This is a genomic window from Agromyces solani (assembly GCF_058349925.1).
Map to the genome: position 1 here is coordinate 404,097 of NZ_JBYRER010000003.1, position 22,385 is coordinate 426,481.

Here is a 22,385-nt window from a genome sequence, read left to right on the forward strand (position 1 = left end):
TTGACTCAAGTGTCAAAGAATGCACCGAGCATGACAGGCCGATCGGTTAGTGTCAAGAACATGGCCCGACCCCGCAACCAGCACGCCCGGCGGGCGGAGCTCATCGAGGCGACGTATGCCGCGGGCCGCATGCACGGCCTGCGGTCGCTTTCGCTGACGGATGTCGCGGCCCAGGCCGGGCTCACGCGGGGCGCGATCCTCTACTACTTCGAAGACCTCGATGCGCTGCTCGTCGAGGCGCACTCGGCGGGCGTCGAGCGGTTCTGCGACGAACGCGACGCGCGGGTCGCCGGGCTCGCCGACCCGCGCGAGCAGCTCGCCGCGGCGATCGACGGCGGCCTGCCGAGCGGCCCCGACGACGCGCTCATGAGCCTGCTGTACGAGTTCGACGTGCTCGCCGGCAATTCCGAGCTGCACGACGAACTCGTCCAGAAGCTCTACCTGCGCCAGCTCGAGACGTACCGCCGCATCCTCGCGGCGGGGCGCGAGGCCGGCGTGTTCACCCCGAACCTCGGCGACGACGAGCTCGCGATGACCTTCGTCGCCCTCGAAGACGCGTACGGCCTGCACATCGTCGGCGGCAACGCGCTCATGACGGTCGAGACCGCCGCCGCCGCGATGCGCGCCGTCGCCGCCGAGCTCGGCTGTCCGGTGACCCTTCCGTCGGTCGAGTAGGCGCGAAGCGCCGTATCGAGACCACACCGACCTTCCGTCGGTCGAGTAGGCGCGCAGCGCCGTATCGAGACCACACCGACCTTCCGTCGGTCGAGTAGGCGCGCAGCGCCGTATCGAGACCACCGACCTTCCGTCGGTCGAGTAGGCGCGCAGCGCCGAATCGAGACCACAACCGCGATCGGACCGGCGGTCTCGATACGCTCGCTCGCGCTACTCGACCGACCGGGTATCAGACGTCGAGCCGGATCGAGCCCTTGAAGCGATCCGACCGCGCCGGAGGCGCGCCCGAGGCATCCGTCTCGTCATCGGCGAAGGCGATGCCCTTGTCGCCGTCGGGTGTCGGCGCGGGCGTGGGCAGGCGGTTCTGCCGGTCCATCTCGACCTGGGCCTCGTACTTGCGGGGCGCGAACACCTCATCGCCGATCATCATGACGGCGCTGCCCGAGGGCTTGCCCTTCTTGGTCTTGTCGGAGAGGTCGATCCAGCCGAGGCGCACGGCCACGGCGATGACGGCGAGCGCGCCGAGCGCGATCGCGAGCCAGATCCACCAATCCACCCGGCGATTCTAGCGGGGCGACCCTGAGCCTTCCTCGCGAGCCTCTTCTCGGGCGCGAGAGCCGACCGTCAGGGCACCCGGTACAGCCACTCCCGCGTGGCGAACTTCGTCTCGACGAGCTCCTCGGCCTCGGCGAGCTCGTCCGCCGTCACGCTGCCGGGCGTCGCCCCGTTGAGCGAGACGAACGTCTGCTTGAGGCTCTCGATGATCGCGCCGCGGCTGAGCCCCGTCTGCGACCGGAGCGGGTCGACGCGCTTCGCGGCCGAGGCGATGCCCTTGTCGCTGATCTTCTCGCGGCCGATGCGCAGCACCTCGAGCATCTTCTCGTTGTCGAGGTCGTACGCCATCGTGACGTGGTGCAGCACTCCCCCGTTGCCGAGGCGCTTCTGCGCGGCGCCGCCGATCTTGCCGAGCGGGCTCGTGATGTCGTTGAGCGGCTGGTAGGTCGCCTCGATGCCGAGCGCGCGAAGCCCCTGCAGCACCCAGTCGTCGAGGTAGGCGTACGAGTCGGCGAAGCTCATGCCCTGCACGAGCTCGGCCGGAACGTAGAGGGAGTAGGTGACGACGTTGCCCTGCTCCATCATCATCGCGCCGCCGCCCGAGATGCGGCGCACGACGTCGAAGCCGTAGCGCTCGGCGCCGTCGGGGTCGACCTCGTTCTTCACCGACTGGAACGAGCCGATGACGACGGCCGACTCGTCCCATTCCCAGATGCGCAGGGTGGGCTTGCGGCGACCGTCGCCGACGCGCGTGGCGAGCACCTCGTCGAGCGCGAGGTGCACGCGCGGCGGCACGGCGGGGTCGTGCACGACCTCCCAGTCGTAATCGGCCCAGCTCGTCGCCTCGGTGAGCGCACGGCGCACGGCCACCGCGACGGCGTCGGCCGAGAACCCGAGCATGACGGCGTCGCCGCGCAGGCGCGCGCTGATCGCCGCCGAGATCTGCTTCGAGTCGGATGCCGCGGGCAGGCCGTCGAGCGCGGCGTTGATGTCGTCGAGCGCTTCGTCGGGTTCGAGGAAGAAGTCGCCGGCCACCCGCGGATTGCGGATCGCCCCGCCCACCACGTCGAAGTCGACGATCACGAGCTTGCCGCCGGGCACCTTGTATTCACCGTGCATGGGGTCAAGCCTACGGATCCCGTTGGTCGGTCGAGTAGCGCCGGCGCGAAGCGACGACGCGTACCGAGACCACGCCCGGTCCGCACCGTGACGAGTCGAGTCGAGTCGAGTCGCAGGAGAATTCTGCCCGACACGTCGGGTCGGCCCGTCGAACGGCGGTTCAGTCCTGCGACTCGACGTCGGGCAGGTGGCGCAGGTTCGCCACCGTGGTCTCGATACGGCGCTGGCGCGCCTACTCGACCGACGGGTGCGTGCGTACGCTGGCGGAATGACGACGTTCTTCCTCGCTCGCCACGGCGAGACGGTCTGGCACGCCGACCACCGTTACGCGGGCAACTCGGATGTCGCGCTCACGCGTCATGGCCTCGGCCAGGCCGCGGCCCTCGGCGCGTGGGCGGTCGACGCCCGGCTCGACGCGATCGTCGCCTCCCCGCTGAGCCGCGCGCAGCGCTCGGCCGCACCGTCGGCGGAGACGACCGGCCTTCCGCTGCGCAGCGACGCCCGCCTCGTCGAGATCGACTTCGGGGCGGCCGAGGGCCTGACGCCCGACGAGCTCGTCGAGCGGTACCCGGCGGAGTGGGCCGCGTTCTGCGAGGCGCCGGCCTCGAATCCCTTCCCGGGCGGCGAGACGGGGCGCGCCGGCATCGCCAGGGCGCTGCCCGTGTTCGACGAGCTCGCCGCCGAGTTTCCCGACGGCCGGGTGCTCATCGTCGCGCACGCGACGCTCATCAGGCTGCTGTTCTGCGAGCTCGCCGGCATGGACCCCGACGGCTATCGCGACCTGCTGCCCGTGCTCGGCAACTGCAACGTGACGACGATCGTCTACCCATGGGCGACCGAGTCGCGTGCGGCGCACCATCCCCGCATCCGGCTGCTCGGGTACGACGTGCCGCCGTGGCACGCGGGGTTGTAGGCGCCGCGACGCGCTCGCTCGCTCGCTCGCTTCGGTGATCAGTCGACCGCGAACCGTTCGTCGAGCCAGCGCACGAGGTCGGCCCGCACCTCTTCGCGGTTCGTCTCGTTGAACGGCTCGTGCCGAGCCCCCTCGTACACGATGAGCTCGACGTCACGCAGCCCCGAGCGCTCGACGTACGCCTCGGCCAGGCGGCGCACGCTCCGCTCGCCGCCGACCGCGCATTCGGTGCCGCTCATGATGAGCACCGGCAGCTCGGGAGGCAGGTCGCGCGCAGGCCGGCCCAGCAGGCGGAGCGTGTCGGGCACCCCGAACAGCTTCGGCAGCGGCACCTCGGTCGCGTACGGGTCGGCCATGAACGCCTTCGCGACCTCGGGGTCGCGGCTGAGCCACTCCATCGGCGTCGGGCCGGTGTGGCCGAAGCGCTTGTTGCTCGGCGAGTGCAGGTCGAACAGGGTGCGATAGGCGGTGCCGGTGAGCACGAACCCGTCATAGCGCTCGGGGTGCCGGTTCATGATGATCTGCCCGAGGAACGACCCCCACGACTGGCCGAGGTAGACGAGCGGCAGGTCGGATGCCTCGGACTCGCGGATCACCCCGGTGAACTGCTCGACGGCGTCGACGGCGGCCCGCATCCCGCCGGGGCCGAGCCGGCCCATGCGCGTGAGGTCGCCGCCGTGCTGCTCGAAGCCGGTCTCGCCGTGCCCGCGGTGGTCGTCGGCCCAGACCGAGTACCCGGCCTCGTTGAGTGCCGCGATGAGTTCGCCGTAGCGCCCTCGGTGCTCGCCGACCCCGTGCGCGAGCTGGATGACCGCGCTCGGCTCGGCGACGCGCCACGACTCGTAGTGGATGCGAACGCCGTGCGGGTCGGTGAAGGTCGCCATGCCGACATCATGGCAGCCGCCGGGTCCACGGCGGTCGCGCGACGGGTCCGGCCGATCGTCCCGAACCCGAATCGCCCCTTGACGGAGATGATTCCGAAGTGATCTTATGTGAACGTTTGAGGGCGCTAAGCGTCATAAACCATCACTCTGAGATTGCGAGCAATGATGCAGCAACCGTGTACCGGGCCCTTCGGGCCATCGCGTCGCTTCACCGCACTCGGCCTCGCCGCCCTCGTCGCGATGACGGGCCTCGGCTCGTTCGCGCTCGCGGCGGGGTCGGCCCCGTCGCCCGCGGCGGCGGCGTCGAGCGAGCCGACGCCGATCACGCCGAAGAAGGTCAACCCCGAGGTTCCCGTCGACGACACCGGCGCGACGCTCGGCGCGATCACGGGCGTCGAGCAGGACGGCGCGACCGTCACCCTCGAGGCCGAGCACGGCGCGCTCCGCGCCACCTTCCTCGACGAGCGCACGCTGCGCCTCGAGGCGACCCCGACCGGCGAGTTCACCGACCCGGCGAACACCCCGCAGGGCGACCCGACGCGCACCGCGAACATCGTCGTCGGAGCCGACGACTTCGACGAGGCATCCGTCACGGTCGACGACGGTGACACGATCACCATCGCGACCGCGAAGGCGACCCTCGAGGTCGACCGCGCGACCGGCCGCACGGAGCTCGTGCGCGCCGACGGCTCGACGGTCTGGTCCGAGTCGGAGCCGCTCACCTTCGGCCGCAGCTCGACCACCCAGCACCTCGAGGCGATCGAGGGCGAGCAGTTCCTCGGCGGCGGCATGCAGAACGGCCGCTCGATCCACACGGGCGCGACGATCAACGTGGCCCGCAACTTCGACTGGGACGACGAGGGCTACCCGAACGCGGTGCCGTACTACATGTCGTCGAACGGCTACGGCGTGCTGCGCAACACCTTCGCCGCCGGCAGCTACGACTTCGCCGGGCGCACCACGACGCACGCCGAGCAGCGCTTCGACGCCTACTACTTCGTCGGCGACTACGAGGGCGCGCTCGACGGGTACACGAAGCTCACCGGCCGGCCGATGATGCCGCCGGTGTATGCACTCGAGTACGGCGACGCCGACTGCTACAACCGCTCGAGCCCCACCTACTCGGGCTCGAAGGACCCGGCGAAGCTCAAGACGCCGCAGGCGCTCGAGATCGCGAAGGACTTCGTCGAGCACGACATGCCGGGCGGTTGGATGCTCGTCAACGACGGCTACGGCTGCGAGTACCAGGAGCTGCCCGAGACGGTCGACGCGATCGAGGAGGAGACGGGCCTGAAGACCGGCCTGTGGACCCAGCGCTCGCTCACGCAGCAGGAGTACGAGGTCGGCGAGGCCGGCATCCGCCTGCGCAAGCTCGACGTCGCGTGGGTCGGCTCGGGCTACCGCCTCGCGCTCACGGGCTGCGAGGCCGCGCACGACGGCATCGAGCAGTACTCCGACGCCCGCGGCACCTCGCTCATGGTCGAGGGCTGGGCGGGCTCGCAGCGCTGCGGCATGCAGTGGACGGGCGACCACTCGGGCAACCTCGACGCCGTGCGCTGGCAGGTCTCGGCGCTCACGGGTGCCGGCAACTCGGGCCTGCCCTTCACGACCGGCGACGTCGACGGCATCTTCGGCGGCTCGGCCGAGAGCTACGTGCGCGACCTGCAGTGGAAGGCGTTCGCGCCCGCTCTGTACTCGATGAGCGGCTGGGCCTCGGTCGACAAGCGTCCGTGGCTCTACGGCGAGCAGGCGACGGCGATCAACCGCTCATACCTGCAGCTGCGCCAGCAGCTCATGCCGTACATCTACTCGCTCGCAGCCGAGTCGCACCGGAGCGGCCTGCCGATGATGCGGTCGATCGCGCTCGAGTACCCGAAGGACCCGGGCGCCTACAGCGTCGAGGCGAACAACGAGTTCCTGCTCGGCAGCGACTACCTCGTCGCCCCGGTCTTCACGAAGACGACCGTGCGCAACGGCATCTACCTGCCCGGGGGCGAGCAGTGGGTCGACTACTGGACGGGCAAGGTCTACGAGGGCGGCCAGGTGATCAACGGTCACCCGGCCCCGCTCGACAAACTGCCGATCTTCGTGCGCGCCGGCGCGCTCGTGCCGCAGGGCATCGTCGCCCGCAACGCCTCGTTCGTACCCGAGGACTCCCCCGTCACCCTGTCGGTCTACCCGCAGGACGAGAGCGAGTTCGCCCTCTACGAGGACGACAAGGTCACCCGCGGCTACGCCGAGGGCGAGTCGAGCACGCAGCGGTTCACGGTCGACGCACCCGAGCCCGGCAAGAAGGGCACCGTCACGATCGGCATCGGCGAGCGCGAGGGCGACTACGACGGCAAGGCCAACGCCCGCCCGTACGTCATCGAGGCGCACACGGGCTCGGCGCCCCAGAACGTCGCGGTCGACGGCACGGGCCTGAAGCAGGCCGCGTCGCTCGAGGCCCTCGAGTCCGCGGCATCCGGCTGGTTCTACGACGCCGACGACGCGGGCGGCGTCGTGACCGTGAAGGTCGCGCCGATCGCCTCCGGAGACCGTGCGGAGGTCGTGCTGGCCGCGACGAGCGCGGTGGGCGGGCGTGACGCGGATGCCGCGGCGGCATCGGTCTCGGTCGACCTGGCCGATCGCGTGTTCCAGGGCGACGAGACGACCGTGACGGCGACCTTCCGCAACACCGGCACGAAGGCGAAGGAGGACGTCGTGCTGACGCCCGCCGCGCCCGAGGGCTGGAGCCTCGTGTCGTCGTCGGGCGCCGAGCCCGGAACGGTGCAGGCCGGCGCGTCGGCGAAGGCCGAGTTCGTCTTCGAGGTCACGGAGGCCGCTGCGGCCGACCGCCAGACCGTGACGGTCGAGGCGGCGTACACGTCGCAGCGTTCACCGCAGACGGTGTCGGGCGCGAACCAGATCTACGTGGCCTACGGCTCGCTCGCGGGGGCCTACAACGCCGACGCCATCAGCGAGATCGCGACGGCGAAGGCCGCGAACTTCGACGGCGGCGGCGCGAGCTTCTCGGCCGAGGCGCTCGCCCGTGCGGGCGTCACCCCGGGCTCGACCGTCACGGTCGGCACGGGCGACGCGGCGATCGAGTACACGTGGCCCGCGCCGAGCGGCGCCGCCGACTCGGTCTCGCCGGCCGGGCAGACGATCGCGCTCTCGGGCACGGGCACGCACCTCGCGCTGCTCGCCTCGGCGGCGTCGGGCGGCGGGGTCAACCCCGAGCTCGAGCTCCACTACGCCGACGGCAGCGTCGCGAAGCAGTCCGTGTTCTTCCCGAACTGGCTCCCGCAGGCGTCGGGCCTCGGCGGTGCGAGCGTCGCGATCACCTCGCTCGGTCGCAACAGCGCCACGAACCCCGCCGTCTACGAGTACCCGACGTACAAGTACCAGGTGTACTCGAACGTGCTGCGGCTGAACCCGGCCAAGGAGCTCGCCTACGTCGTACTGCCGACCGAGTCGCGGCTGAAGATCTTCGACTGGAAGGTCGTCGACCAGCCGCTGCCCACGCCGCCGTCGGGCACCGTGTACGCCTCCGACCTGCCGTGGCTGAGCGCCACGAACGGCTGGGGCGTGATCGGCAAGGACGTCGCGAACAAGGACTCGGCGAGCTCGCCCGACGTCCCGCTCGCGATCAACTACGTCGACCCCGCGACCGGTGCCAACCCGACGTACGAGAAGGGCCTCGGGGTGCACGCGCTCTCGAAGATCACCTACTACGTCGGCGGCGCATGCTCGGCCTTCACGGCCGAGGTCGGCCTCGAGGCGAAGTTCGCGGGCAACGTGATCTTCAAGGTCGACGCCGACGGCGAGAACCGCTACCAGTCGCGCACGTTCACGCCCGGGTTCGCGCCCGAGTCGGTCGACGTCGACCTCAGCGGCGTGCAGTACGTCGACCTGATCGTCGAGGCGCCCGGCAGCATCAACGGCGCCCACGGCGTGTGGGGCGACGCGAAGTTCACCTGCGAGTGACGGCGGTGCGGGCGGGCACCCTGCGGCCCGCCCGTCACTGAACGGATGCCTCGGCGAGCGCCTGCTCGCCGGGGCATCCGTGCGTTCGGGGCCGGTCGGAGGTCATTCGATCCACTGCACGAGCTGCCAGATGAGCCCGTTCGGGTCGGCGAACTGGCAGTAGCGCTCGCCCCACGGCTCGGTCTCGGGTGCGGTCACGACGCGGACACCGGCCGCCTCGATGCGGGCGAACTCGGCGTCGAGGTCGTCGACCACGAAGACGAGCAGGAGCCCCTGGCCCGCACTGCCGGCGATCTCGTTCGGCTTGAAGGTGGCCAGGCCCGTCTCGAGGAAGATCAGGTTGGTACCCACGGCCGCGTGCTGCAGCGAGACGAACCCGTCGGCGGCCATCGCCTGCTCATAGCCGAAATGGGTCGTGGCGAAGCTCGCCGAGGCGGCGACGTCGGCGACGTTCAGCGAGATGGCGGTCTGCGTGATGTTCAAGGATTCTCCCGTCATTTACCCTGTACAACGTACAGTACTCTCTACAACGTACAATGTGAAGCGGCTATTCCGAAGCGAGGTGCGCGATGCCGAGACCCCTGGTCGACCTGCTGTGGCGCGACAGCCCGGCCGCCCCCGCCGGTGGCCGGCGCGGCCCCAGGGCGCGCTACTCGACGGGCGATGTCGTGCAGCGGGCGATCGCACTGGCCGACGCGGGCGGCCTCGCCGCCGTGACCGTGCGGGCCCTCGCGGAGTCGCTCGAGATGACCGCGATGTCGGTGTACACGCACGTCAACAGCCGCGCCGACCTGCTCGTGCTGATGGCCGACGACGCGCACGCGCAGCTCGTGCCGACGCCGTTCGGGCGCTCGGGCTGGCGCACCCGGGTGCGACGGGTCGCCGACGACAACCTGGAGTTGCTGCGCGCCCGCCCGTGGCTGCTCGAGGTCGACGACCCGCGCACCGCGCTCGGCCCGGGCACGATCGCGAAGTACGACCACGAGTTGCACGCCTTCGACGGCACGGCGCTCGGCGACGTCGACCGCGATGCGGCGCTGACCTTCGTGCTCGACTTCGTGCGAGCCTCGGCCGCCCGCATCGTGCCGCCCGAGGCCGGTGACCCAGACTTCGCCGAGGTCTGGGGCGAGTCGGTCGATCGGCTGGCGGGCTACCTCGGCGACGACCGTGCGCTCGCGCAACGGGTCGGCCGCGCCGCGGGCGAGGCGATGGGCGGCCCCGCCGACGCCGAGCGGGCATGGGAGTTCGGGCTCGCCCGGGTGATCGCCGGCCTCGGCGACCTCGCGGGCCTCACCGGCACGCCGTAGCCGAGCGTCAGCCGGTGCGCGGGGCCACGCCGTTCGCCGAGCGTCAGCCGGTGCGCGGGTGCAGCCGGCAGTTGGTGTGCAGGTAGCGGGCCGCAGCACGACGTGCGCGAGCGCGAGCACCTCGCGAGCGGTCGAGCCCACGTTGCCGCCCGGGCCGTACGCACGCGGCAGATGATCGAGCGGCGTGGGGATCGGCCCCTCCTCGACGGAGCGGATCAGGGATCGGGTGGCGGCACGAGCCGGGTCGACGTCGCCGGCCCGGCACGACGTCGCGGTCAGTCCCACCGGCCCGAAGAGCCGCCCTCGCATGATCGCGTGCCACGGCTCGCCGTCGGCGACCTCCATGATGTGGGCGAGGATCGCGTATCCGAGCGCCGCGCTGTATCCGTGCACGGCGCAGGCCGGGCTGACCCGCGGCGCGTCGACGACGGCCTCGACTATCCGCTCGTAGACGTCGTCGCCCTCACCGGGGTCGCCGAAGAGCTCTTCGAGGAGGCCGCTGCGGCATCACTGCACCGGTTCGTCGACGTGATCGACTCGGCCCGCACGCCGTCACCACGTGCACTCGTCGTCATCACCGGGGGCAAGCATGCCTACGCACGACCCGACGGCATGCATGTCGTACCGATCGGAGCGCTGGGGGCGTAGCGACGATTCGCGGCAGCTCCCCGTCGCCCATCCCAGTCGCGACGCCCGCTCAGCGCGCGGTGGGTGTGAGCTGCAGCACGGGGATGCGACGGTCGGTCTTGTCGAGGTAGCCGCCGAACTGCGGCTCCTCGGACACGATCTGGTCGTAGGCCGCGCGCCACTCGTCGTCGGGGATCTCGGTCGCCGTCACCGTCTGTACGACGATCTCGCCGTCGACGAGCGCCTCGAGCTCGAACGTCGGGTTCGCGCGCAGGTTGTGATACCAGGCGGGGTTCTCGGGTGCGCCGCCCTTGGAGGCGACCACCCGCCACCCCTGGTCGTTGCGGAAGCCGACGACCGGATTCAGGTGCGTCTCGCCCGACTTCGCGCCGATGGAGTGCAGGATCACCAGCTTCGGCCCCCAGTGGTTCTCGGTCCCCTTGGTGCTTCGGAACTGCTCGATGACGTCGTCATTCCAACCCATGCCGTCTGCAACCCGAGCGGGGCGCGGAATCTTCCCGACCACTCGCCCCGCCCCAGCGGGCGGCCGAGTGGATCATCCCCGTCGCCGGCGACGCTCCGCAAGGATGGGCATCAGGTTGTAGACGAGGACTCCGAGCGGCACGCCGATCGCCGCGGACACGATCGCTCTCCCCGCCGCCCCGGTCACCGCACCTGCCCACACGAGCAGCATGAATGCGAGAACGGAGATACCGGCCGCGATGCCGAAGTTCACGAACGCACCGCGCACGCGATGCGCGTTCCCGACGCCGTGCTTCGGCGGGATCTGATCGAAATCGCGCGGCGGCAGGGCGACCTGCGCCGCGGCCGGAACCCGATCATCGATGCCGACGATCACATCGGGGTTCATTCCGCGATGGAGATTCGGTTCGACGGAGACGGTGAAGCCGTCGGCGCCGAAGAGCAGGCGGGCGCCGTCCGGAACCATGAGCATCGCCACGCACTCGTCGTACCGCACGGTCGCCACACGGTCGCCGACCAGCCGAGAGATCCCCTCGTCTCCGACGATGAGCTCGTCATGCGGATCGGTGAAGTGGGGGTACCGCCGGCCGGCGACGGCGGACGCGGACTGCACGGGCGTCTGCACGAATCCGCGCCCGTTCAGGGACGTCACACCCAGCGGAACCTGCACGACGGCGTCGTCGAGCACCGACCGTGCGACGCGCGCGAGGTCGGCGCTGGTGAGGGCGTCGAACTCTCGATACGCCTCCTCGCGCGCACGGATCTCACCGCCCTCGAGCAGCCAGGTCGCGATCGCGGGGAGCATCGCCGCACCCAGGTCCGGCACCTGCGCCTGCTGTCGGGCCGACGCCTTGACCGCGTCGAGGTCGTGCTCATTCACATCGCCGGACGCGATCGCCTCGAAGACGTCGAGCACCCCATTGACGACTTCGTCACGAGTCTCCGGACGTGAGTCGGCGAACGCGATGAGCCGGCCGCCGCTCGAGCCGAAAGGCTGCCAGTCGCATTGCGCCGAATACGAGAAGCCACCCTCCTGCCGCAGCGCCCGGAACAGCGCCTTCGACGCGACGCCGGCAAGTGCACTCGCCGCTGTCCGCTCCCCGACGGTGGCGTGGAGCATCACGGCGTCCTGGTCGCGCTCGAACCAAGCGGGTTTGGGCTGATCCAGCTCACGCCACACGGGCGCCGGCCACCGCTCACCGTGCGGCAACTGAAAGTCGAGTCCGTCGGGCACTCCGTCGCCGGCGATCCACAGCACCGCGTTGCCGGTGGTGAACCGTGCACGCGCCCACCCACGCACGTCGTCGGGGCCGAGCGCGTCCAGCCCGAGCTCGTCGAACACCCCGAGTCCCGGACCGGTGGCACCGTACCGCTCGAGGTGAGGGGCCGCCCAGCGCAGGTCGCGTCGTGAACCCTCGGTGCGGAGGATCTCCTTCTCGATCTGCATGCGCTCGACAGGCAGGTCGGCGAGCCCGGTGCAGACTCCGTTGAGGTAGTCGACCACCTCCGCCTCGGTGCCGGTGATGTGGAAGAGCGTGAGCAACTCGTCCGTGGCGCCGTTGTGATGGGCATCAACCTGGCCGAGACCGTAGAGCGCGAGATGCTCCACGAGGTGGGTGATTCCGCGAGTGGCAAGCGTTTCGTCCGCCCAGCCGACACGGAAGAGCAGCCCCGCGGTGACCAGCTGGCCGCGGGCTGGCGCCACGATGGTCGGGATCCCGCACACGGTGGTGCTGTCGACGAGATCGCCGAGGGCGGCCAGTTCGGGCAGCGGCGGTGCGTCCGCGTCGGGCAGGGAGCGGGTCAACGTCGTCTCGTTCCTTCGATCATTCGGGCTTCGCCCGACGCTCGATTCGGGTCGGCAGCGCCGTCGAGCGTAGCGGCACTGTAGCAGCGCGCGCGGCTCACTCGATCACGCCGATCGCATGAATCGCCGCCGCCCCGGCGCAGATCGCCGAGACCCGGACGCCGACCGCGAATACTTAGCCACACTAATTTGTTAGACTAAGCATCATGACCGATGCCACGAGTACGACCGCGCCCGAGCGGCCCAGCCCCGCAGCATCCCCTCGCCCGACCCGCGACCGGCGCTCGCTCGCCGAGCAGTCGACCGAACTCCGCATCGCCGTCATGCGGCTCTCGCGGCGCCTGCGCCAGCAGCGCAGCGACACCGAGATCAGCGCCTCGCAGTTCTCGACCCTCGGGTGGATCCACAGCGAGGGGCCGCTCACGATCGGCCGGCTCGCCGAGCTCGAGCGCGTGACCGCCCCGAGCATGAACCGCACGGTCAACTGCCTCGTCGACGCCGGGTACGTCACCCGCCGCACCGACGACGACGACCGCCGCAAGGTGCTCGTCGAAGTGACCGAAGCGGGCGACACCGTCGTCCGCGAGACCCGCAAGCGCCGCGACGCTTGGATCGCCAAGCGCTACGCCGCCCTCAGCCCCGAAGACCGCGAGGTCCTCGCGCGCGCCACCACGATCCTCGGGAGGCTCATCGACCAGTGAGTGCCATGTTCCGTTCCCTCAGCCACGTCAACTACCGCATCTGGTTCATCGGCGCCCTCGTCTCGAACGTGGGCGCCTGGATGCAGGCCACCGCCCAGAACTGGGTCGTGCTCACCGAGCTCAGCGACAACGATGCGTTCGCCGTGGGCATCACGATGGCCCTGCAGTTCGCACCCCAGCTCCTGCTCGTGCCGGTCACGGGCCTCATCGCCGACCGCTTCGACCGCCGCAAGATCCTCATGTGCACGCAGACCGCGCTCATGCTGCTCGCGCTCGGCCTCGGCATCCTGCTCATCGGCGGCCACGCCGAGCTGTGGCAGCTCTACGTCTTCGCGGGCCTGCTCGGCATCGTGAACGCGATCGACAACCCCGCACGGCAGACCTTCGTCACCGACCTCGTCTCGAGCACCGACATGTCGAACGCGGTCGCCCTCAACTCGGCCTCGTTCAACACCGCGCGCCTGATCGGCCCGGCGGTCGCGGGCGTGCTCATCGTGCTCGTCGGCTCGGGCTGGGTCTTCATCATCAACGCGGCGACCTTCCTCGCGGTGATCGCGGCGCTCGTCATGCTCAGGGGCAAGAAGCTGAAGCGGATGCCTCGGGCGAGCCGCGAGCGCGGCGCCTTCGTGGCGGGCTTCCGCTACGTCTGGAGCCGGCCCGATCTCGTCGTCGTCTTCGTGATCGTGTTCCTCGTGGGAGCGTTCGGCATGAACTTCCCGATCTTCTCCTCGACGATGGCGGTCGAGTTCGGTCGCGGCGCCGGTGAGTACGGCCTGCTCAACTCGATCCTCGCGATCGGGTCGCTCGCGGGCGCGCTGCTGGCCGCCCGTCGCGAGCGGGCGCGCATCCGCGTCGTCATCCTCGCGGCCGCCGGCTTCGGCGTGGCCGCGCTCATCTCCGCCGTCATGCCGACGTTCCCGCTCTTCGCTGCGTCGACCGTGCTCATCGGCTTCGCCGCCGTCACGATGCTGACGACGGCCAACGGCTACGTGCAGACGACGACCGAGCCCGCACTGCGTGGCCGGGTGCTCGCGCTGTACTTCGCGATCCTCTCGGGCGGCACGCCGATCGGCGCACCGATCGTGGGCGCCGTCGCGAACAGCTGGGGCCCGCGCTGGGGCCTCGGCGTCGCCGCGATCGCCGCGGGCGTCGCCGCGCTCATCGGCGCGATCTGGCTGGTCGTGTCGCGCGGCATGCGGCTCACGAGGCATCCCGACCGGCGCTGGGCGGCCGCGGTGCGCTTCGACGCGCCGCCGACCGCGGCGATCGCGGTCGTGCCGACGGCGGCGATCTCGGTGCCGACCGAGGCGCTGCAGCTGCCGACGGAGGCACTGCAGGTGCCGACGGAGGCACTGCAGGTGCCGACGGAGGCGACACCGATCGTCGATGCGTCGGCGCCGGCGTCTCCCGCCGGCGCGTCCGCCGCGACCCGGTCGGGCGCCGCATCCCCCGTCTGCAACGCAGGACGCACGCCGCGACTCGCCGGCACCGACTGAGGTTCGACGGTGCGTCGCGCCCGTCGGGTGCCGCACGCCAGGCCGCGCTCGCCCTCGAGGCGGCAGCCGTCGCCTGACGCACTCCGCGTTGGGCGCTCAGCGCTCAACGCTCAGCGCCCACGCTCACCGCGACGCGAGCACCTCCGTGAGCCAGCGGCCGCTGTCCTTCACGATGCGCTCCTGCGTGTCGTAGTCGACGCGCACGATGCCGAACCGCTTCGAGTAGCCGTAGCCCCACTCGAAGTTGTCGAGCAGCGACCAGACGAGGTAGCCGCGCAGGTCGACGCCGCGGTCCATCGCCCGCCGAGCCGCAGCGAAGTGCCGCTGCAGGTAGTCGACGCGCTCGGCGTCGTGCACCCGCGGACCCTCGGGCGCGGGTGTGACGACGTCGGCGAACGCCGCACCGTTCTCGGTGATCATGAGCGGCTGGCCGGGGAACTGCTCGCCGAGCGAGACGAGCAGGTCCTCGAGCCCGTCGGGCGCGATGTTCCAGCCCATGTCGGTGTACGGGCCCGCCTGCGGCAGGAACTCGACGTGCTCGCTGCCGGGCCACGGCGTCCCGCCGACGTCCTTGTGCCCGTCGTTGCGGCTGCGCTCGCTCTCGCCGTCCCACATCGCGACGGTCACGGTCGAGTAGTAGTTCACGCCGAGCACGTCGAGCGGCTGGCGCACGAGCTCGAGGTCGCCGTCGCGCACGAACGACCAGTCGGTGACGCCGGCGGTGTCGGCGACGAGGTCGTCGTCGTAGCGGCCGAGCAGCATGGGGCTCGTGAAGGCGCGGTTGGCGAGCGCGTCGATGCGCCGGGTCGCCTCGGCGTCGCCACCGCGGATCACGTGGAAGTTCAGCGTCACCGAGACGTCCGGGTCGTTCGTCGCGTGCCGACGGATCTCGGGCACCGCGAGCCCGTGCGCGAGGTTCAGGTGGTGCACCGCGGCGAGCGCGGCAGCGCCGTCGGTGCGTCCCGGCGCGTGGGCGCCCGAGCCGTAGCCGAGGTAGGCCGAGCACCACGGCTCGTTGAGCGTGGTCCAGGTGTGCACGCGGTCGCCGAGCATGTCGACGGCACGGGCCGCGTAGTCGGCGAAGCGCAGCGCGGTGTCGCGGCTCGTCCAGCCGCCCGCGTCTTCCAGTTCCTGCGGCAGGTCCCAGTGGTAGAGGGTCGCGATGGGCCGGATGCCTCGGGCGAGCAGCCCGTCGACGAGGCGCGAGTAGAAGTCGGCGCCGGCCGGGTTCACCCGGTCGCCCGCGCCGGGCAGCAGCCGCGACCACGAGAGCGAGAACCGGTAGGCCTCGAGGCCGATCGACGCCATGAGGTCGAGGTCGGCCTCGAGCCGGTGGTAGTGGTCGCACGCCACGTCGCCCGTGTCGCCGTTCCAGGTGCGACCCGGCGTTCGGCTGAACGTGTCCCAGATCGACGGCGTGCGACCGCCTTCGTCGGCCGCCCCCTCGATCTGGTACGCGGCCGTCGCCGAGCCGATCACGAAGCCGGGAGGGAACGCGAACCGGACGACGTCGTCGCGTGCTGCACTGGTCACGGCGCTCATCCTCGCACCTTCCGCGCGCGGCGGTCGGGTGCGATCGTCACGATTCGTCAGCCGACCGCGACGAGTGCGAGCACCGCGCCCGCGACGGTCAGCGGGGCGACGACGAGCCCGAGCGCGGCGAACTTCGGCCACGAGATCTGCACCCCCATGGCGACGAGACGGTGATGCCAGAGGAGGGTCGCGAGCGACGCCCACGGAGTGACGAGGGCACCGGCGTTCACCCCGATGAGCAGGGCCGCCGTGCGCAGCGGACTCGTCGCGAACGGTTCGAGCGCCAGGTACGCCGGGAGGTTGTCGAATGCGTTCGCGCTCAACCCTGCGACCCCGGCGAGCCGCAGGAGCTCGAGCGGACCCTCCCCCTTGCCGGCCATCGACGCGAGGACCTCGGTCAGGCGGAGCTCGTGCGCGGCCTCCATCACGAGGAAGAGCCCCGCGACGAACACGACCAGCTGCCACGGCACGAGCCCCGGGCGCACCACCGCGGGCCGGCGCACCAGGAAGGTCACGAGCAGCACCGCCGCGCCGGCGGTCGCGGGGATCCACACCTCGAGGCCCGACACGAGGAGCGGGACGAGCAGGACGAGTACCGTCGCCGCGATCACCAGGAGTACGCGGTCGCGGGCCGGGACCGGCTCGTCGGGCTCGAATCGGGTTCGGAGCTGCCGCCACCGCGTCACCAGCAGGAACCCGGCCGGCACGAGCACGCCGACGACGGCGGGCGCCCACATGACGGCGGCGAACTCGAGCGGATGCACGCCGAGCCGCTCGGCCGCGAGCAGGTTCGTGAGGTTCGAAACGGGCAGCAGCAGCGAGCCCGTGTTCGCGAGCCAGACCGTCGTGAGCGCGAACGGGATCGGCGAGATACGGGCGTGCGCGGCGACCGCCACGACGACGGGCGTGAGCAGGACGGCGGTCGTGTCGAGCGACAGGAACACCGTCGACGCCGTCGCGAGGGCGACGACGAAGAGCCACAGCAGCACCGCGCGGCCTCGCGCGAGGCGGGCCAGCCGCTGCGCGATCGCCCGGAAGACCCCCGCCTCAGCGGCGAGTTCGGCGACGATCGTCATCGCGACGACGAACCCCAGGATGGGCGCCGATCGGGCGGCGAGGGCGCCGACCGCCTCGATCGGGAGCACACCGCTCACGACCGCGATGATTCCGAGCGCGACCAGCACGCTGCCGACGACTGCGATCCGCACCAAGCGAGATTAACCGACGCCGAGCACTCGGCCTCGCGTCAGATGACGCCGAGCGCGAGCATCGAGTCCGCCACGCGGATGAAACCGGCGATGTTCGCCCCGACGACGTAGTCGCCCGGCGCGCCGTACTCGTCGGCGGTCGTCGCGCACCGTTCGTGGATCGCCGCCATGATCTCGGCGAGGCGCTCCTCGGTGTGCTCGAAGCTCCACGAGTCGCGCGATGCGTTCTGCTGCATCTCGAGCGCGCTCGTCGCGACGCCGCCGGCGTTCGCCGCCTTGCCCGGCGCGAACAGCACGCCCGCCTCGCGCAGCACGGTGATCGCCTCGGGGGTCGTGGGCATGTTCGCGCCCTCGGCGACCGCGACGACGCCCGCGGCGACGAGCGCCCGCGCATGCGCGTCGCCGAGCTCGTTCTGGGTCGCGCACGGCAGGGCCACGTGCACGGGGCCGCGGTCGGCGAGGTCCCACACGGTCGCACCGGCGACGAATTCCGCCCGGCCGCCGCGTTCGCCCACGTAGCGCTCGATCCGCTCGCGGCGCACCTCCTTCACCTCGCGGAGGATCGCGACGTCGATGCCGTCGGGGTCGTACACGGCACCCGACGAGTCGGACGCGCCGACGACGGTGCCGCCGAGCTCGTGCACCTTCTCGATCGCGTAGACCGCGACGTTGCCCGAGCCCGACACGAGCACGCGCGCGCCGTCGAACGAGCTGCCCTTCGTCTCGAGCATGTGCTGCGTGAAGAACACGGCGCCGTAGCCGGTCGCCTCGGTGCGCACGAGCGAGCCGCCCCAGGTGAGGCCCTTGCCGGTGAGCACGCCCGACTCGTACTGGTTGGTGAGCCGCTTGTACTGACCGAAGAGGTAGCCGATCTCGCGGCCGCCGACGCCGATGTCGCCCGCGGGCACGTCGCGGTACTCGCCGACGTGCCGGTGCAGCTCGGTCATGAACGACTGGCAGAACCGCATGATCTCCGCGTCGCTGCGACCCTTGGGGTCGAAGTCGCTGCCGCCCTTGCCGCCGCCGATGGGCATGCCCGTGAGCGAGTTCTTGAAGACCTGCTCGAACCCGAGGAACTTGACCGTGCCGAGGCCGACGGTCGGGTGGAAGCGGAGCCCGCCCTTGTACGGGCCGAGCGCCGAGTTGAACTGCACGCGGAAGCCGCGGTTGATCTGCACGCGCCCGGCGTCGTCGACCCACGGCACCCGGAAGATGATCTGTCGCTCGGGCTCGCAGATGCGCTCGAGGATCGACGCCTGCACGTAGTGCGGGTTGCGCTCGAGCACCCTGTCGAGCGAGCCGAACACCTCGCGCACCGCCTGGTGGAACTCGAACTCGCCCGGGTTGCGGGCGAGGATCTGGGCGTAGACGTCGTCGATGGCGGTGCGAGGTTCGGTCACGCGCGCTCCTTCTTCGGTGAACGGGATGCCACGTGGTGCAGGTCGCGCGCGGCGTTCTCCACGATACCCAGCAGCGAGGATGCCTCGGAGAGTATGACGCGGCCGGCCGGCGCCGCACGGAACGACGGTTCAGTGCCCGTGCGCGAGCTGCTGCAGCAGCACCACGGCGAGGCCCAGCGCGACGAGCGCGCCGAGCGCGACGACCTGCTTCCACCAGGCGACCCGGGTGCGGCGCACCGCGACGTATCCGATCACGCCGAGGGTCGCGAGGTAGACGATCGACGACGCACGCAGCGCGAACTCGAGGTCGAGCACCCCGAACGCGGCGAGCCCGAGCAGGATGAGCGGCACCCCGGCCGACGCGATCGCCGATCCGGCGACGCGGATCATCGTGCCGGCCTCGGCGCGGTCGGGGAACGCGCTGTGCACGGCGAGATGCGCGATCACGCCCGCGACGAAGCCCGCAGCGGTGATCGCGACGACGCCGACGAAGAGGGTGACCACCGCACGCGTCGCGTCGACGTGCTCGACGTTCCCCAGCTGCACGAGCACGATCGCGAGACCCGTGAACGTCGCGTAGACGCGCTCCTTCAGCGCCTCACCCCGCTCGTCGTCGGGGCGGCCCTCGTGCCGGCTGTGCTCCATGCGCGCAACGGTAGCCGACGTCGTCGACCGGAGCGATCCCTACGGCGTGATGTTGTGGTTGAGCCGGAAGACGTTGTCCGGGTCGAAGGACCGCTTCACGGCGACGAGCCGATCCCATGCGGCGCCGTACCCGGCCCGGGTGCGGTCGGGGCCCTCGTCGCCGATGAAGTTGAGGTAGACGTGCCCGGTCGCCCAGGGCCGCATCGCCGATCGCACCGCCCTCGTCCAGTCGCGGGCGCGATCGTCATCGGCGGGATCCGACCAGAGCGCGAAGGGATGGGCCACCCATGGTGCAGTGCGCCACGGCACGGGATACTCCGCGCCCGTCCGGCTGACGACACCGCCACCGGGGAAGAGCACGTGCTGCGAGGCGGAGGGCACGAGCATTCCGTCGACGGCCGCCTCGAACGCCGTGATCGCCGCGTCCGGCAGGTCGCCCAGGTGCTCGGCCGACCAGTAGTTGCGGTAGTCGGGCGGATCGTCGAGCAGGCAGTTCAACTCGGCGTAGGGCAGCTCGACGATCATCTGTCCGGCCGGCCCGTGGGCGAGGATCGGCAGGAGGTGGCGTCGGGCCTGCTCCTCCGTGCCGATGAACGTCACCAGGATGAGCAGCGCGAGCCGCCCCTGCAGATGCCGCGGCATGAACTCCTCCTCCGGGCCGGTGCCGTACAGCACCCCGCCGCCGAGCTCGTCGGGCCCCTGTTCGATCACGTCGCGGAAGGTTCTGATCACCTGTTCGCCCTGCTCGGGCTCGAAGGCGAGCAGCGCCGCCGTCATGGTGGGCACCTCGTGCAGGCGGAAGGTCATCGACGTTGCGACGCCGAAGTTGCCGCCGCCGCCGTGCAGCGCCCAGAACAGCTCGGGGTGCTCGTCGGCCGACGCCGTCACGACCTCGGCCTCCGCGGTGACGAGTTCGACGGACACGAGGTTGTCGCAGGCGAGCCCGAACTTCCGGTCGAGCCAGCCTGATCCGCCGCCGAGGGCGAACCCGCCGACCCCGGTGGTCGAGACCCGTCCGCCGGTCGTCGCGAGGTCGAACGGCTGCGTCGCCCGGTCGAGGTCGCTCATGGTCGCCCCGCCTCCGACCCGTGCGGTCTTCGCGACCGGGTCGACGGCGACGGAGTTCATGCGGCGCAGGTCGACCACGAGCCCGCCGTCGGTGAGGGCGTTGCCGGCGACGGAGTGGCCGCCGCCGCGGACGGCGATCTCGAGGTCGCGCTCCCGGGCATGCCGGATCGCCGTCGCCACGTCGGCGACGGTCTCGCACTGGGCGATCACCGCGGGCCGCTTGTCGATCATCTTGTTGAAGACGACGCGCGCGTCGTCGTACTCGGCGTGAGCCGGGGTGAGCAGTCGCCCCGTCAGCTCGGTGGTGTGGAGTGTCATGCCCGCAACGCTAGGAAGCGCCGGCGGGGCGCCTCTTCGCCGGAATCGGCCAGATCCACCGCGCCGGGATGGCCCGATCGGGCCAGTCGTCAGAGCAGTTCGAGCGCCGCAGCCCGCGCGACGGCGGCTGCCCGAGTCGTGACCTCGAGCTTCGTCATGATGTTGGCGATGTGGCGGTGCACGGTGTGCTCGCTGAGGTGCAGCCGCGCGGCGACCTGCGCGTTGCTCATCCCCTCGGCGACGAGTCGGAGCACGTCGCACTCGCGCGGCGTGATCGGCCCGGCTGGGGCCGGAGCGTCGCGCCCGGCCGTCCCGGCGATGCGCTCCAGCAGCGCCCGGGACTCGGCCGCGGCGATCGGAGCGCCCGCCCGCTCGGACTTCACGACGGCGTCCTCGGCGGCTCGGCGAGCGGCCTCGAGGTCGCCCTGGGCGAACCGGACGACGGCGGTCGCGTGCAGCACGGCCGCGACGAGCACGCCGTCTCGCAGGGTCGACACCGTCTCCTGCAGCTCGCGAAGCGGCGTCTCCGCCTCCGCGCTCCGACCCGCCGCGACCAGCGCGAGCACCAGCAGTTCGAGCCCGCGGAACCGGCCGATCCGGTCGTCGGGGTCGTGCTGCCGGAGGTACCGCTCGGCGGAGCGACGTGCCTCCTCCGCGTCGCCGGTGTCCAGCGCGATCGCGCCGAGCCCGAGGATCGCGAGCGGCCGCCCCTCGCCCCGGCCGAAGAGCTCGATCGCCTCGGCGACGCGTCCCTGGCGCCGGCGCAGTTCGCCGAGCTGCACCATCGGCACCGTGACGAGAGGGGGTCGCCGCGCCGCGAGGATCTCCGCGGCGACGCGCAGCTCCTGGTCGGCGCGGTCCCAGTCGCCCTGTTCGACGAGCACGCCCGCATACTCCGTGCGGCAGATCTGCTGCAGTGCGTAGTACCCGGCGCTACGGCAGTGCTCGTCGAGCTTGGCGCACCATTCGCCGGCTCGTCCGACGTCGCGCACCTCCTGGCAGGCGGTGATCAGGTAGCAGCATGCGTAGCCGGCGTAGGCGGGATCGCTGATCTCGCCGGTGAGTGCGGCGACGGCCGTGGCCTCGAGCAGCCGCATGCCGCTCTCGACCTCGCCGTGCATGAGTCGGACGAGTCCCTGCTGCGCGCGCGCCAGCAGCTCGATGTCCGAGTCGTCGAGCAGTCGACCGATCTCGAGCGCCTCGGCCGACTTGCGCTCCGCGACGCCGAGATTCGAGTCGCTGAGCGCGAAGTCCGCCTCCCAGAGCGCCAGGTGTCCGTGCTCGGCGGCGACCTGCCGCCCGTCGAGCGCGCGGCCGGCGAGCTGCAGCCACCCCTCGGCCACCGAGTCCTCGTTGCGGAAGTTGACGTGGTCCCAGGCGAGGGCGATCGCGACCCGGGCCGCGCCGTACGGGTCACGGGCGGCGCGGTACTCGCGATAGGCCCGCTCCCGGACCTCGATCGTGGCCGCGCGGTCGGTCCAGAAGTACGCGGTGCCGAGCGCCTCGAGCACCGCCGCCGACGGCTCATCGGCGGCGGCCTGCTCCAGCAGCGTCGCCGCCTGCTCCCACTCGCGTGCGCCGAGGGCGTCCAGGCCCGCGTCGTACGCGCTCCTGCCGGTCACACGATCAGGCTAGACGATGGCCGTGCCGGGCGGTCGAGGCTCTGACAGGATGGCC

At 71.3% G+C, this 22,385-nt stretch carries 18 protein-coding genes and 1 pseudogene; 6 read left to right on the forward strand and 13 right to left on the reverse strand.

From position 1 onward, the window contains the following. Positions 1–60: 60 nt before the first annotated feature. Positions 61–675 carry a TetR/AcrR family transcriptional regulator gene (locus AC3RJ7_RS14265; protein ID WP_491456510.1) on the forward strand — a complete coding sequence of 205 codons (615 nt, stop codon included), beginning with the start codon at positions 61–63 and terminating at the stop codon, positions 673–675. A 229-nt stretch (positions 676–904) separates the two neighbouring features. Here the strand turns inward: AC3RJ7_RS14265 and AC3RJ7_RS14270 are convergent, their stop codons facing one another. Together AC3RJ7_RS14270 and lplAB are read right to left on the reverse strand one after the other, a co-directional pair. Continuing rightward, the gene (locus AC3RJ7_RS14270; RefSeq protein WP_491456511.1) at positions 905–1,231 is read right to left on the reverse strand and encodes a hypothetical protein; all 327 of its coding nucleotides are present in this window, start codon (positions 1,229–1,231) and stop codon (positions 905–907) included. A gap of 68 nt (positions 1,232–1,299) precedes the next feature. Beyond that, positions 1,300–2,349 (reverse strand): lipoate-protein ligase LplAB, encoded by a 1,050-nt coding sequence (gene lplAB / locus AC3RJ7_RS14275; RefSeq protein WP_491456512.1) that lies wholly within the window; start codon positions 2,347–2,349, stop codon positions 1,300–1,302. A gap of 268 nt (positions 2,350–2,617) precedes the next feature. On the opposite strand from lplAB, the gene AC3RJ7_RS14280 reads away from it, so the two are divergent. After that, positions 2,618–3,262: a histidine phosphatase family protein gene (locus tag AC3RJ7_RS14280; protein WP_491456513.1), complete on the forward strand. Its 645-nt coding sequence runs from the start codon at positions 2,618–2,620 to the stop codon at positions 3,260–3,262. A 38-nt stretch (positions 3,263–3,300) separates the two neighbouring features. Here AC3RJ7_RS14280 and AC3RJ7_RS14285 read toward each other — a convergent pair whose 3' ends face one another. Next, complete coding sequence (locus AC3RJ7_RS14285) at positions 3,301–4,146, reverse strand: alpha/beta hydrolase (protein WP_491456514.1); 846 nt, start codon at positions 4,144–4,146, stop codon at positions 3,301–3,303. Between the two features lie 162 nt (positions 4,147–4,308). On the opposite strand from AC3RJ7_RS14285, the gene AC3RJ7_RS14290 reads away from it, so the two are divergent. Next, entirely contained in the window at positions 4,309–8,115 is a 3,807-nt protein-coding gene (locus tag AC3RJ7_RS14290) for an NPCBM/NEW2 domain-containing protein (RefSeq protein WP_491456515.1), read from the forward strand. Positions 8,116–8,217: 102 nt separating this feature from the next. Here AC3RJ7_RS14290 and AC3RJ7_RS14295 read toward each other — a convergent pair whose 3' ends face one another. Continuing rightward, complete coding sequence (locus AC3RJ7_RS14295; RefSeq protein ID WP_491456516.1) at positions 8,218–8,598, reverse strand: VOC family protein; 381 nt, start codon at positions 8,596–8,598, stop codon at positions 8,218–8,220. A gap of 86 nt (positions 8,599–8,684) precedes the next feature. Here AC3RJ7_RS14295 and AC3RJ7_RS14300 point away from each other — a divergent pair, with 86 nt between their 5' ends. Continuing rightward, on the forward strand, positions 8,685–9,422 hold the full coding sequence (locus AC3RJ7_RS14300) for a TetR/AcrR family transcriptional regulator C-terminal domain-containing protein (RefSeq protein ID WP_491456517.1): 738 nt from the start codon (positions 8,685–8,687) through the stop codon (positions 9,420–9,422). 147 nt (positions 9,423–9,569) lie between these two features. Here AC3RJ7_RS14300 and AC3RJ7_RS14305 read toward each other — a convergent pair. The 3 genes and pseudogenes from AC3RJ7_RS14305 to AC3RJ7_RS14315 all read right to left on the reverse strand — a co-directional run. Next, positions 9,570–9,866 (reverse strand): annotated as a pseudogene (locus AC3RJ7_RS14305) (serine hydrolase); the annotation flags it as partial. Positions 9,867–10,119: 253 nt separating this feature from the next. Continuing rightward, positions 10,120–10,533, reverse strand: coding sequence for a nitroreductase/quinone reductase family protein (locus AC3RJ7_RS14310; RefSeq protein ID WP_491456518.1), 414 nt, complete (start codon positions 10,531–10,533; stop codon positions 10,120–10,122). A 72-nt stretch (positions 10,534–10,605) separates the two neighbouring features. Continuing rightward, positions 10,606–12,339, reverse strand: coding sequence for a M16 family metallopeptidase (locus AC3RJ7_RS14315; protein ID WP_491456519.1), 1,734 nt, complete (start codon positions 12,337–12,339; stop codon positions 10,606–10,608). 206 nt (positions 12,340–12,545) lie between these two features. Between AC3RJ7_RS14315 and AC3RJ7_RS14320 the strand changes: the two genes are divergently transcribed. Continuing rightward, positions 12,546–13,040: a MarR family winged helix-turn-helix transcriptional regulator gene (locus AC3RJ7_RS14320; RefSeq protein ID WP_491456520.1), complete on the forward strand. Its 495-nt coding sequence runs from the start codon at positions 12,546–12,548 to the stop codon at positions 13,038–13,040. Positions 13,041–13,045: 5 nt separating this feature from the next. Continuing rightward, positions 13,046–14,536 carry an MFS transporter gene (locus AC3RJ7_RS14325; RefSeq protein ID WP_491456521.1) on the forward strand — a complete coding sequence of 497 codons (1,491 nt, stop codon included), beginning with the start codon at positions 13,046–13,048 and terminating at the stop codon, positions 14,534–14,536. Between the two features lie 123 nt (positions 14,537–14,659). On the opposite strand, the gene AC3RJ7_RS14330 is transcribed toward AC3RJ7_RS14325, so the two are convergent. From AC3RJ7_RS14330 to AC3RJ7_RS14355, 6 genes are all read right to left on the reverse strand, one after another. Beyond that, the gene (locus AC3RJ7_RS14330) at positions 14,660–16,078 is read right to left on the reverse strand and encodes a GH1 family beta-glucosidase (RefSeq protein ID WP_491456522.1); all 1,419 of its coding nucleotides are present in this window, start codon (positions 16,076–16,078) and stop codon (positions 14,660–14,662) included. A 47-nt stretch (positions 16,079–16,125) separates the two neighbouring features. Next, the gene (locus AC3RJ7_RS14335; protein ID WP_491456523.1) at positions 16,126–17,277 is read right to left on the reverse strand and encodes an SLC13 family permease; all 1,152 of its coding nucleotides are present in this window, start codon (positions 17,275–17,277) and stop codon (positions 16,126–16,128) included. Positions 17,278–17,315: 38 nt separating this feature from the next. After that, the gene (gene gdhA / locus AC3RJ7_RS14340) at positions 17,316–18,677 is read right to left on the reverse strand and encodes an NADP-specific glutamate dehydrogenase (protein WP_491456524.1); all 1,362 of its coding nucleotides are present in this window, start codon (positions 18,675–18,677) and stop codon (positions 17,316–17,318) included. Between the two features lie 129 nt (positions 18,678–18,806). After that, complete coding sequence (locus tag AC3RJ7_RS14345; RefSeq protein ID WP_491456525.1) at positions 18,807–19,322, reverse strand: hypothetical protein; 516 nt, start codon at positions 19,320–19,322, stop codon at positions 18,807–18,809. A 39-nt stretch (positions 19,323–19,361) separates the two neighbouring features. Beyond that, positions 19,362–20,708 carry an FAD-binding oxidoreductase gene (locus tag AC3RJ7_RS14350; RefSeq protein WP_491456526.1) on the reverse strand — a complete coding sequence of 449 codons (1,347 nt, stop codon included), beginning with the start codon at positions 20,706–20,708 and terminating at the stop codon, positions 19,362–19,364. Between the two features lie 89 nt (positions 20,709–20,797). Beyond that, positions 20,798–22,330, reverse strand: a complete 1,533-nt coding sequence (locus tag AC3RJ7_RS14355; protein WP_491456527.1) for a helix-turn-helix transcriptional regulator — start codon at positions 22,328–22,330, stop codon at positions 20,798–20,800. Positions 22,331–22,385: the final 55 nt, after the last annotated feature.

Coding starts and splice junctions, on each gene's coding strand:
- lplAB (WP_491456512.1), bottom strand. CDS start 2,349: ATGCACGGTGAATACAAGGTGCCCGGCGGCAAGCTCGTGATCGTCGAC.
- AC3RJ7_RS14310 (WP_491456518.1), bottom strand. CDS start 10,533: ATGGGTTGGAATGACGACGTCATCGAGCAGTTCCGAAGCACCAAGGGG.
- AC3RJ7_RS14300 (WP_491456517.1), top strand. CDS start 8,685: ATGCCGAGACCCCTGGTCGACCTGCTGTGGCGCGACAGCCCGGCCGCC.
- AC3RJ7_RS14350 (WP_491456526.1), bottom strand. CDS start 20,708: ATGACACTCCACACCACCGAGCTGACGGGGCGACTGCTCACCCCGGCT.
- AC3RJ7_RS14320 (WP_491456520.1), top strand. CDS start 12,546: ATGACCGATGCCACGAGTACGACCGCGCCCGAGCGGCCCAGCCCCGCA.
- AC3RJ7_RS14290 (WP_491456515.1), top strand. CDS start 4,309: ATGATGCAGCAACCGTGTACCGGGCCCTTCGGGCCATCGCGTCGCTTC.
- AC3RJ7_RS14265 (WP_491456510.1), top strand. CDS start 61: ATGGCCCGACCCCGCAACCAGCACGCCCGGCGGGCGGAGCTCATCGAG.
- AC3RJ7_RS14345 (WP_491456525.1), bottom strand. CDS start 19,322: ATGGAGCACAGCCGGCACGAGGGCCGCCCCGACGACGAGCGGGGTGAG.
- AC3RJ7_RS14325 (WP_491456521.1), top strand. CDS start 13,046: ATGTTCCGTTCCCTCAGCCACGTCAACTACCGCATCTGGTTCATCGGC.
- AC3RJ7_RS14330 (WP_491456522.1), bottom strand. CDS start 16,078: ATGAGCGCCGTGACCAGTGCAGCACGCGACGACGTCGTCCGGTTCGCG.
- AC3RJ7_RS14285 (WP_491456514.1), bottom strand. CDS start 4,146: ATGGCGACCTTCACCGACCCGCACGGCGTTCGCATCCACTACGAGTCG.
- AC3RJ7_RS14280 (WP_491456513.1), top strand. CDS start 2,618: ATGACGACGTTCTTCCTCGCTCGCCACGGCGAGACGGTCTGGCACGCC.